This window comes from Paenibacillus sp. BR2-3 (assembly GCF_046529485.1).
In the GTDB taxonomy this organism is placed as follows: Bacteria; Bacillota; Bacilli; order Paenibacillales; family Paenibacillaceae; genus Paenibacillus_AQ.
On sequence record NZ_CP126311.1, the window covers coordinates 4576249 to 4588448 of the forward strand.

Genomic DNA, 12200 nt, shown 5'->3' on the forward strand with positions numbered 1-12200 from the left:
TATGTATCCTATGTATTTTTCATGTGTGACGGATTTGATAATCTTCCAAAATTCCGGGTCCATAGTCCCGTATTTTTGGGTATTTTTACATATAAAATCATTGCCTATCATTGGTCTATGTCCTAGAATGATATATAGCATAGAATGGATAATTTTACAACGACATGTCGCTCCATAACTGTCGGAGCAAATCATAAATTGAACTTGCGTGGCGAAAATTGTCATTACATTACCATCGGGGAGAGATTGCAATGAAGCTTGTCCGCAATAAAGCACTGTACCTTTTTTCAGGCCTCACGCTGCTCATTCTGTTGCTTATTATACCGATTAGACACTTTATCTTGAACGTAGAGGCCACCGGGGAGACATACAAGATCCGGATGCTGGAGATTACGGACAGTGGAACTACTGAATTAGGCACGCTGAGTCCCACCAGATCTCATATAACCGTTGACACCATGAGCATGAAGAGCTTCGTCGCGCTGCGCGATGATCTGGATGGCAAGTACGATGCTGTCTACATCGGCAGCGGAACCTACAGCACTAGCGGTGTACAGGGCAGAACCCACAACACCAAATCCGTAATGAACGATATCACGGAGCTGAAGGCCGATGAAATCACCGATTATTTTATTAATAAGGGCCTGTACGTTTTTATCCATGAAGGTCCGTTTGTGAACCAGACAGCAGCCCAGCGCGGCATTCTGTATAACACCTTTAATACCTACCGGTCCGCCACTCCTAGATCCAATGTTGTTTTCCTTGACAGCACCAAGCTGGGCACGATGATCACGGACCTCAATAACGGGGATTCCACCTACCTCTCAGGCTTGCAGCGGCGGCCGCGTCTGGAGATTACCAATGAAAACGCGATTATCGACTACACAGATAACCCTGATCATATGTATCAGGCCGGCAATGTGCTTAACTTCAACTTCAATATTTCCAACGTGACCAGTCTTGAGAACCGTCCGATTCTGGCCAAGCTGTACATGGGGGTCGACAAAGCCGTCAAAATGACCGATGAACAGCTCGTTGCTACCACCACGCTTACACAGGGTGTTAGCGGTGAAATCTCCTATAGACTGCCAAAGACGTATTCAGGCCTGCTCTATTGGAAGCTTGAGATCGTGGATCAACTGAATCCATACGAATTAAAAGACTTTGATACAGGTACCATCCGTTTTCGAGGGAAGAAGACTGTAGTGAATATTTTGCAGGTCATGCCTAACTCAAGTAACGCAAGCAGTTTGCTTAGCAGTGCAAACATGAATCAAAGCTTCCTGAACACAGACGACTATGAACTCAAGATCACCCCCAAATCCATGGATGAGTTCAATGCTCACGTTGCTGCTAATGTGAACAGCACACCGCGTTACGGCTTAAACGGCACTTATGATATGATCATTTTCGGATTCCGGGATGTCTATAACGATAATGCTCCGATTAGTGATACGGCTGCCGATGCGGTAACGAATTTCATTCAAACCACCAAGCAGAGCGTCATGTTCACACACGATACGGTGTACAGAAACTCAAATAGAGACTCAAATACCTGGGTGACCCGTTTTAAGACGATTACCGGCCAGATTGAACCGGAGACAAATTTGGGGTTAAATGCCCCGAATAAATCCACCCGGGTGAAGCCTGTGAATGACGGGCTTTTATCGCAGTATCCTTTTGACTTAAGTAAGCTTTATCCCACAGATGGGACCAATAACCTTGCACTCAATAAAGTTGCCATAACGCATGATCAGTACTTTACGCTGGATTTAACCGATCCGGAGGTCATTCCCTGGTTTAACATTGAAAGTGAGTCGAGCAGCAATGACAGACGGGATGTTGACGACAGCTGGAACCATTACTACACCTATTCCAAAGGGAACGTCACCTACTCCGGCTCTGGGCACTTTTTCTCTGCGGAATCAAATGTTCAATTTCCGGTCTGGGAACAGCGATTGTTCGTAAATACGATGTACCGTGCTTTTACGGGTGCGAACCATGCTCCGGATATTACCGTTCACGCTCCTCTGGATAACAGCGTAAAGCCTTCTTACCAGGATACTCTTGAGGTTAGCTATACTCTTGATGACTGGGATTTCAAAGATAAGAACCTGTTAACAAGCATTAAGTTCAAGCAAGGCAATAACTACCTGCAGAATTTCAAAATGGATGAAACGACCGTCGTTTCGGGACAAACAGTTACGAAGACCTTCAATAACCCGCTTCCCGCCGGCGGAAGCTTTCAGATTGAGATTACAGCCAAGGATAGGCAAGGAGCCGTTTCTACCAGTACTATCCATGTAAATGTAGAAAGGGTAACGTCCAATCTTACAATTAACCGTACACTTTCATCTGACACAGTGGAACGGGGAACACCAGTAGCGATAAATTATACAATTTCACCGAATGTGATTCCGTATGACGTAGTTCCTCCCGGAGAGCAGGGAATGGAGTCTCTTGTCATCTCCAATCTTCAGTATACGGAGACTTTCCCGCCAAAGCTTGAGATCTCCGAGCCACTGCCCTCAGGAACTGTTAAGAGCGGAACGCTCGATACGGGCTACACTTTAACGAGAAATCTTAGCAATATAACTTACCAGTTGTCCGAGACAAATGGCGTTAAGACCTATGTGCCGGATGCGAATCAATCTGTTAGATTCAGCCTGGAGGTTATCCCGCAGGAGAAAAATGTATATATATTGGACAATTCCCGGCTGGTTTTTGAAGATATTCACTCGGTGACCGCGCCCTCCCCGGCTATTGATCCCGCAGCGCCATTCGGGATAGCCGGTGGTTATAACGTATTTATTCTCGACAATGCAGTCCAGAGCGCCAATGTCGAGGGAACTATGGCCGTAGGCGGAAATCTGACATTTAGCGGCAATCACCTGTATAAAGATAATAGCAGCGATACCAACGATAACAATAGCAACAATGACAATGACAATGACAATGACAATGACAATGACAATGACAATGACAATGACAATGACAATGACAATGACAATGACAATGACAATGACAATGACAATGACAATGACAATGACAATGACAATGACAATGACAATGACAATGACAATGACAATGACAACTATACAGAAGATGTAGTGGTTGTCGGCGGAAATTTAACCCTTTCTGCCGGATCTATTAACGGAAATGCTGTTGTAGGCGGTACAGCTAATGTTATTGAAAAGGGCAACGGGAATGGCAACGGAAATAGCAAAAAGGGCATTCAGGGTACCGTTAAAAAGGGAACCCCTATTAATTTTACTGCAGCCAAGCAGTACTTGCTCAACCAATCCGATGCATTAGCCGCAATGCCTGCTAACGGCAATACCACTGGAGATTCAAGGATTACGTTTACAGGTACTGATAGGACACTTAATGTATTCAGGGTTACGGGAAGACAAATCAATAATGCCAATTCTATTCAAGTGAATGCTCCTACGTCATCAACGGTAATCATCAATATTACGGGAACCGACAATGTAGAAATATCTAACGGAACTTCATTATCCGGCCTGGCCCGCTCTAATGTCCTCTTTAACTTTAATCAGGTAAGAAATCTTACTATGTCTGGCTCCAAGGGCTCTGTTCTGGCTCCAAGAGCGGCTATCCATCTCTCGAACAATTCTGTATTCGGAAACTTGGTTGGCGCTTCCCTGGACAGCTCCAGTGCCTTCAAATGGGTGCCTTTTGAAGGCACTGTGCGGCCTGCTGCGACAGAACAAACGACTTCTGTACCTGCACAGCGCACGCGAGTGGTTATGAAATTTTCGGATGTTCTGTTCCGTGCCGTTGTTAAAGTAACCAGCGTGAGTCTTGTCGAAACCACCACGATCCGTGTAGGAGGTACGCAGACGCTCATTCCAACTATCACTCCGGATGAGGCGGACGAGAAATCGCTTATCTGGACATCGGACCATCCAGATATCGTCACAGTGGATGATAACGGAACCATAGTCGGTATAACAGAAGGTGTAGCAGTCATTTCTGCAACGACTACAGACGGCAGCAATAAAACAGCTAGGGCAACCATTAATGTAGTTTCACCTACCTTGACCATACTTGGTCCGAATGATGCTATTGTCGGTAACAATGTTTCATTGGAAGCTTTATATCTAACTGCGGGAGAATCCATCACCGGTTATTCGTGGTCAATCAAGTCCGGCAGTAATTCGGCTGACGCCACAATCACGAAAGACGCAGAACCGGCTATAGGCAGCAAGGCGACCCTGACAGCCAATCAATCCGGCACAGTGACGATTATTGCAAAGGTGTTAACGGACCAGAGTCCTAATGGAGCCTTCACCCGTGAGCATACGATTACCATCAACAATCCACCACGTATGATCGTCATCAACGGCCCGGCTTCTATTGATGAAGGCAGAACAGAACAGTACATCGTGAGAGTTATCAGCCCATCCAATGCTGATGCTGCCAGCTTCACCTGGACGATTAGGGACAGCGATACAGCTTTTGTAACCAAAACTCAGGGAACTGACAGCACCGTCATCTCACTGCTCGGCAAAAAGCCGACTGAACTCGGGCAACCCATCATCCTGACCGTAACGACCAGCGGACCTAACGGAGACATTATAGCTACAAAGGAAATCACTGTGGGACTGCAATTGCTGTCTCTTTCCCTTTCAGGAGTTGACCCTCTTAAAGTAGGGAACAGCCATGACTTAATCAGTGGAAGAAACCTGACAGCTACATCTGTAACCGGATTTGGAATCTCCTTGGATAAGTTAAACGGAAAGCTTACATGGAGCAGCGACAATCCAGGCATAGCCTCCATCTCTTCCGGTGGAGTAATAACCGGTAAAAGCAAAGGAAAAACCAAGATAACTGTATCCTATATAGATAACCCTGCCATTAAAGCATCAATTAATGTGACTGTCGATAATGGCGACCGCTATTAGCCAAAAAGAATAATACAGAAATCCCCCGAACCGCAGCCGGTTCGGGGGATTCTTTTACCTAATACTATTCCAGCTCCAAATCTCCTACCCGGATGTTGATCGCTTTAACACGTGGTAGGCCAGCGTTCTGGGCGGAGAAAACGGTGTTGTCATACTCTGCTTTAAACCGAACCAGGTTGGGATTCTCGGTAACATTAATCTGACCTGTCCCGGCTAACGCCTCCCCCCTCACGGCATAGATGGTCAAATTCTCTTTGGCAAAAAATCCACCTCTCAGTGAAAAGATAGAGCCGACACCGTACAGCTCGGCACTCGAATCCGTATAGAAAAAAGCGGCAATGGGTGTAACCGATCCCTTAAAAGCTGTAAGGCGGTTGAACAAAATCGGACCTTGGGAGAGCAATACAAGCTGTCTGCCGCCAAGCCCGGTAATATCGGCATCCTCGACGGTTGTTGAGTAGTTCGAGCTGTCCGAGTCCTCCTCCAACACATACACGGTGCTGTCAAACTCAGCCACGCCCCTGATTGTCACTTTTCCGGTAACCAGCATATTGGCTTTGATCTTGGCGGGAATATTCGAATTGAAGCTTTCAATGTTCAGGTCTCCGTCGACTATAAACCAGTGTTTCCCTGAAGAGTCTTCTTTGCTCTCATATATGATTTTGGATACATCCTGATCATTCAGCGTTAGATTCCCATCATAGATTACGGACTCCCGAAGGGATCCCAGACTGTCCAGCAGACCCAGATAGTTTGTCTTGTCTACCTCATACTTGGCCTTCCCCGCTTCCGTATTGTCCGTAAGCACTGGCCTGATCAGGTTACTTTCAGTCAGCTCCTTAAAATCCTTATTCTTCAGGTAAGCGGCCAATCCACCGTTGTCCAGAGCAGCACGTATCAACTGACGGTCAGGCCGGGCGTTTGAATCCTCCATCGCTTCTACAACTTTATCAATAAAGGATTCCTTGACGTTGACCTGCACGAATTTGCGCTGGCTGCGGATCTTCACCTGATTTTGCGGGATAGTTCCGGTCACACCCTCAGCTTGCCCGGCGGTTAGAGGCTTACGGTCATCCGTATAATAGTAAACTACATTATTCAGTGACTGAACATGAGCCTCACCGTTCAGAACGGCGTAGGATTGTGAAGTATACGTATTAGGAACCCCTCCATACATATACTTAACCTGTTTATCAAATATCAGCTGCCCGCCCGCATAGATATTACCGTTAATCTCAGGAGAGCCATTAATCGTAAGATCGCCTTCTGACCCTAGCGTATAATTAAGAAAGTCAGGAAAGGTATCTACATAGATTACTTGCTTCAGATTCCTCTGGACTCCGTTCAAATCCGCTTGGGAAGTCAGTGTTATTTGGTATTGATTGGGCTTAGCCGGGTCTGGAATCTCCCATTCCGCATCCATAATTCTGCTGCTTCCGCCCTCAAGAGTTGTTGTCGTCATTAACCCGCTCTTTTTATCATTCAAAGTATCCAAAAAAACCTGTATGCTATCCTCCAGCTGATCTTTGCTCATATCTGCGCTTCGGTCGACCAGACCGTTCAGGTTTGCCGTAATATAAGCGACCCCTTCGTCCAATGTTTTCTCCGCCAGATGCAAGCTTTGCACATCATTCTCACGGGTTTCCGTCCGCTGGGCGCCGCCAACGGCTGCACTCAGTACACTGAGTCCGAGGATGGTCAGGAGCAGAATTACGAACATGACCAATATTAGGGACGAGCCCTGTTCGGCCCGCAGACGCTGCAGGCTAGCTTGCCAGATTTGGGTATGCATAGACCGCTGAGACTGTTGTGACATCCCGTAAAGACCCCCTAAAACCCAAATTTACTGTCTAAAACCATTTCATACGGCTTGCCGTCATAAATCTGTGTAAGCACCAGATGAATATCAATCAGCCCGGTCTGGCAGGGTTCATTGATCCGGCACAGTCTGCCGTCGGGTAGGCTCGAAACCAGGGTAGAACCCGTTAGCTCTGAATTCACAGCCGTAACACGCTGAGTTGAGGCATCACTCAGGATAAGCTGAGTCTTACCGTCTTGACCCTGATCGGGGTCTGCCGCTTCCTCTACGAGCTGTATCCATTTCTCTTCACTGCTGCCCTTGGTCAACTTGATTCCGTTGCCGGTGTTCTCCACCTTTTCGGGACCAAAGGTATACATCTCTGTGATAATGGAGGACATCAGGATATCCGCTTCATCCCGGAGAGAGTTCTCTATAGTGATTTTATGATAGCTGCGGAATCCGAACATGGTCACCATGGTGATGATCCCGACAATCATGGAGAACAATGTCATGGCCGCGATCATTTCAACCAAAGAGAATCCCTGCTCTGATTTCAGGCGGTTAGCGAATTTTCTCATCCGTAATATATCCCTCCACCACTGTAGTGTACATTCGGGCGTCGGGCCCTCTCGGGCCTGTTACCTCAACTTTAACCGGGCGCAGAAAAGGAGCCATCTCCTGCTTCATTGCTCCCGTCCCATCGCCGAGAGTGGTATCTGTCCCACTGAGCATTTTATCGTACAGATCCTTTTGAAAAGTTACATTAACCTCGTACTGGATTCCGTTCACCTCAGGATTTAACACAACCGCCAGCGCTTCCGCATTGCTCGAATCCGCCCCATCCCCGAAATAACTGATATAGCTGCAGCTTAGCTCAGGTCTGCATTCGGATGCCGATATTGTCGTATCATTGTCGAATAGGGCCTTCATCTTCTCAAAATCCTGCTTCTCCATATAAAAAAGCGCATTCCGCGCCAGATTGACCATGATCGTCTTATTCTGGTTCGTCTTCGAGTACGACAGCGCATTGGTGAAATAGGACGTAAGCACCAGCGAGACAATCGACAAAATAACGACAGCCGCAAGGACTTCGACTAAGGTAAACCCCTGTTCCTGCTTCCGGCCCGGGTGCATTCTGCTTCCGCCTCTCTATTAATCTACCATTCCATTATATTCCGTGATTACTAACACCAGCAATGCTCCGCGACATAATAATCTGGAGATTCATACAATTTATATCGGTTTTAGGCTGTGCTATCATTTGGGCGGAGAGGGGGATTATTGAAAATGGCTTTGATAGAATGTCGTTTTTACTCAGAAGTACTTGGACTCAGTACCTCCATGACGGTTATTTTGCCGCAAAAGACTACCACACAAATCGGAATGAGCAATGTATCGCGGGGTGAGCTTCATCCTACATTGTACTTACTGCATGGCTTGTCTGACGATGATTCCATCTGGCTTCGCAGAACTTCCATTGAACGGTATGTGGCTGAAATGGGAATTGCAGTCGTGATGCCTCAGGTACATCGCAGCTTTTATACGGATATGGCTTCAGGAGGCAAGTATTGGACCTTTATCAGTGAGGAGCTGCCTGCGCTTGCGCGTTCATTCTTCCCGCTGTCGCCTAAACGTGAGGATAACTTTGTAGCCGGGTTGTCGATGGGCGGTTACGGAGCGTTCAAGTTGGGTCTGCGTAAGCCGGATACGTTCGCCGCGGCAGCAAGTTTATCGGGAGCACTGGATATGGCCCACCATTTCATGAACTGGGATGACTCTACAGCGAGAACCAGAGAGTATGAGCTGATCTTTGGTACAGGGGATATCGCCGGTACAGATGATGATCTATTGTGGCTGCTGCAGCAGCATGATGCTTCGGAAGGCCCCAAAACGGCACTGTATCAATGCTGCGGCACGGAGGATTTCCTGTATAAGGATAACCTCGTATTCCGCGATGCCTGCCGCCAGACCTCGTTATCCCTCACCTATGAGGAAGGTCCCGGCGAACATGAGTGGGGCTATTGGGACACCAAAATCCGCGATGTTCTGGCTTGGCTGCCTTTGAAAGGCAGTAATTTATAAAAAGGTTTTAGCAAAAAAAACGACTGTCTCCCACCGCTCTCTCTCGAAGAGCCTTCGGGCTGACAGCCGTTTTTATTGTTTTTACACCTTAAATCGCTGCGTTGCTATGCTTCACTACCCACTCGTTTGCTTCGAGCAAGGCCTGCTCAGCGCGCTCTATGGCAGCCTTCACTTGGACAGTAGCCGTACCGCCGTAGACGTTGCGTGCGTTAACCACTGCTTCCGGCTGCAGCACGGCATAGATATTCTCGTCAAAGAGAGGCGAGAACTGCTTAAATTCCTCCAGCTTCAAATCCAGCAGGAACTTGCCTTCATTGATGCAGTAGAGCACCGTTTTGCCGATAACTTCGTGCGCTTGGCGGAAGGGAAGTCCTTTGCCAACCAGGAAGTCTGCGATGTCTGTCGCATTGGAGAAATCCGTGTTGACGGCTTCGCGCATCCGACTCTTGTTCACCTTCATGGTGGCGATCATCGGCGCGAACAGCTGAAGAGCTCCTGTCAGCGTAGTTACGGTATCGAACATGCCTTCCTTGTCTTCCTGCATATCCTTGTTGTACGCCAGCGGCAGCGACTTCAAAACGGTCAGCAGACCGATCAGGTTGCCATAGACACGGCCTGTTTTGCCCCGAACCAGCTCCGGTACATCAGGGTTCTTCTTCTGCGGCATAATGCTGCTGCCCGTGCAGAAGGCATCATCCAGTTCGACAAAGCTGAATTCAGTGCTGCTCCACAGCACCAATTCTTCGCTGAGACGGGACAGATGCGTCATTACAAGAGCGGCATTTGCCAGGAACTCCACGATAAAGTCACGGTCACTTACCGCATCCAGGCTGTTCTCATATACGCTGTCGAAGCCAAGCTGTTCGGCCACAAAATGACGATCAATCGGAAAAGTAGTTCCCGCAAGCGCTCCGGCTCCCAGCGGCAACACGTTGATACGCTTGTAGCTGTCCTTCAGGCGCTCCGCATCACGGCGGAACATGGACACATAGGCCAGCAGGTGATGTGCGAACAGAATCGGCTGAGCCCGCTGCAAATGCGTGTAGCCGGGGATGATCGTTTCGACGTTATCTTTTGCCTGCTCGATCAGTGCTTCCTGCAGCGCATGCAGCAGACCTGTCAGTTCAACCACATGATGACGCAGATATAGGTGCATGTCGGTAGCGACCTGATCGTTGCGGCTCCGTCCCGTATGCAGCTTGCCGCCGACAGGACCGATCTCCTCAATAAGATGCTTCTCGATGTTCATATGAATATCCTCGTCAGATACGGAGAAAACAACCTCTCCCGCACGGACCTTTTCAAGGACCTTGTTTAGTCCACTCTTGATTGTCTCTACATCCTCTTGCGGTAAAATCCCGCATTTGCCCAGCATCGTAACATGCGCCAGACTGCCCTGTACATCCTCTTCCGCCAGAGCTTTATCAAATCCGATAGAAGCCGTGTACTCCTCCACCAGCTTGTTGGTTCCTTTGGTAAAACGTCCGCCCCATAGCTTGCTCACCTGCTGCTCCTCCTTCTTGGACGCCAGAGGGCCGCTCCTGTCCTGGCGGGAGGAACGGCCTTCGTGGTATCCGATTTGAAATTTTGTTAAGGTACCAAATGAACGGATGACTTGTTTATAGGGATATCCGTAACTGCGGTGAATGTTTGGACTTCCGATCGCTGTTAACCTCTGATTTCTTGAATTGAACCGCTGCTCGGTTGAAATCTGAGGTTAAAGGCGAACGCTGCCGCTTCTCCAGTTCCAAAATTCCCCTTCGTTACTTCCATCCTTCTTCCATGGTTATAGTTCATTTAGTATGAGCCAAAACTTCCTCGATGTTTTAGCTTTTATCAGATCCTATTTCAGTGGCTCAGACCACACTTATTTCGCAGACTCCGCCACACCCGCAGATACCTTAAGACGCAGTGCATTCAAACGGATAAAGCCTGTCGCATCCCCTTGGTCGTACGCTTGCGTTGGATCAGCTTCCATTGTCGCGATATCCGGGTTGTAAAGACTGACCGGACTCTTCACGCCAGCGCCGATGATATTGCCTTTGTATAGCTTGAGACGCACGGTACCTGTTACGTTTTGCTGGCTCTCCGTTACAAGTGCCTGCATCGCCAGACGCTCAGGAGCGAACCAGAAGCCATTGTAGACCAATGTACTATAACGGGTAATCAGGCTGTCGCGCAGGTTCATCACTTCGCGGTCCATCGTAATGGATTCCATTTTGCGATGAGCGGTGAACAGGATCGTACCACCCGGAGTTTCATATACGCCGCGGCTCTTCATGCCGACGAAGCGGTTCTCAACCATATCGACGCGTCCAATACCGTGCTTGCCGCCCAGCTCGTTTAGTTTCTCCATGACCTGCAGTGGGGACAAGGACTCGCCGTTCAGCGCAACGCAATCTCCCTTCAGGAATTCCAGCTCCAAATATTCCGCTTGATCCGGAGCATCCTCAGGGGAATTGCTCAGCAGGAACATTTCTTTGTTCTCCGGTGCACTCGGATCGAACCAAGGGTCTTCCAACACGCCGCTCTCATAGCTGATGTGCAGCAGGTTGCGGTCCATGGAATACGGCTTCGCCGCCGAAGCCTGAACCGGAATACCATTTGCTTCCGCATAGGCGATCATTTCCGCGCGGCCCGGGAACTGGCTGCGGAACTCCTCCAGCCGCCAAGGTGCGATAACCTTGATACCGGGTGCCAACGCCGCTGCACCAAGCTCAAAGCGCACCTGGTCGTTGCCTTTTCCTGTTGCGCCATGCGCAATAGCCGTTGCACCTTCTGCAATGGCGATATCGACCATCCGCTTCGCAATCAGCGGACGCGCGATACTTGTGCCAAGCAGGTATTGGCCTTCATAAAGTGCACCCGATTGGAACATCGGGTAGATAAAGTCATTTGCGAACTCGTCGCGAAGGTCATCGATATATACCTTCGATGCGCCGGTAGCGAGTGCTTTTTCCTCCAGTCCATCCAGCTCTTCCTTCTGGCCGATATCGGCGGTGAAGGCAATAATCTCCGCATCATAGGTTTCTTTCAGCCATTTCAGAATGACCGAGGTATCCAGCCCGCCGGAATAGGCGAGCACAATTTTTTCTTTAGCCATGAAGAAGCAACTTCCTTTCATTGGACGAGTTCTTTTGTTTATTAGCAGCTTTATTTCAACTTTATTTGTGATAAATTAACTTAGGGCTGAAATGTTGCACATCGTGCAGCAATCTGACCTCAATTGCTAGCTCAGGAGCTGAAATGTTGCATATCGTGCAGCAATCGGGCCTCACTTGCTACCTTAGAAGCCGAGATGTTGCATACCGTGCAGGCCTGTTGATTAACCAACAATTGGTATCTTGTTGTCGATACAATAACATTACCCATTCCGCTTTCAAGAGCTG

7 protein-coding genes are annotated in these 12200 nt (G+C 48.4%); 2 read left to right on the forward strand and 5 right to left on the reverse strand.

From position 1 onward, the window contains the following. The first annotated feature begins 251 nt into the window (after positions 1-251). Positions 252-4928: a DUF5057 domain-containing protein gene (locus PaeBR_RS22065; protein WP_410512584.1), complete on the forward strand. Its 4677-nt coding sequence runs from the start codon at positions 252-254 to the stop codon at positions 4926-4928. A gap of 64 nt (positions 4929-4992) precedes the next feature. On the opposite strand, the gene PaeBR_RS22070 is transcribed toward PaeBR_RS22065, so the two are convergent. The 3 genes from PaeBR_RS22070 to PaeBR_RS22080 are packed head-to-tail and all read right to left on the reverse strand — an operon-like array spanning position 4993 to position 7863. Next, positions 4993-6744, reverse strand: a complete 1752-nt coding sequence (locus PaeBR_RS22070; RefSeq protein WP_410512585.1) for a hypothetical protein — start codon at positions 6742-6744, stop codon at positions 4993-4995. Positions 6745-6758: 14 nt separating this feature from the next. Next, complete coding sequence (locus tag PaeBR_RS22075) at positions 6759-7307, reverse strand: prepilin-type N-terminal cleavage/methylation domain-containing protein (RefSeq protein WP_410512586.1); 549 nt, start codon at positions 7305-7307, stop codon at positions 6759-6761. Further along, a complete protein-coding gene (locus tag PaeBR_RS22080; RefSeq protein ID WP_410512587.1) occupies positions 7291-7863 on the reverse strand; it encodes a prepilin-type N-terminal cleavage/methylation domain-containing protein in 573 nt (190 codons plus the stop codon). The genes PaeBR_RS22075 and PaeBR_RS22080 overlap by 17 nt, the downstream gene beginning before the upstream one ends. Positions 7864-8016: 153 nt before the next feature. Here PaeBR_RS22080 and PaeBR_RS22085 point away from each other — a divergent pair, with 153 nt between their 5' ends. Further along, positions 8017-8811 carry an alpha/beta hydrolase gene (locus PaeBR_RS22085; protein WP_410512588.1) on the forward strand — a complete coding sequence of 265 codons (795 nt, stop codon included), beginning with the start codon at positions 8017-8019 and terminating at the stop codon, positions 8809-8811. A gap of 88 nt (positions 8812-8899) precedes the next feature. Here the strand turns inward: PaeBR_RS22085 and argH are convergent, their stop codons facing one another. Together argH and PaeBR_RS22095 are read right to left on the reverse strand one after the other, a co-directional pair. Next, on the reverse strand, positions 8900-10315 hold the full coding sequence (gene argH / locus PaeBR_RS22090; RefSeq protein WP_410512589.1) for an argininosuccinate lyase: 1416 nt from the start codon (positions 10313-10315) through the stop codon (positions 8900-8902). 363 nt (positions 10316-10678) lie between these two features. After that, entirely contained in the window at positions 10679-11914 is a 1236-nt protein-coding gene (locus PaeBR_RS22095; protein ID WP_410512590.1) for an argininosuccinate synthase, read from the reverse strand. Positions 11915-12200: the final 286 nt, after the last annotated feature.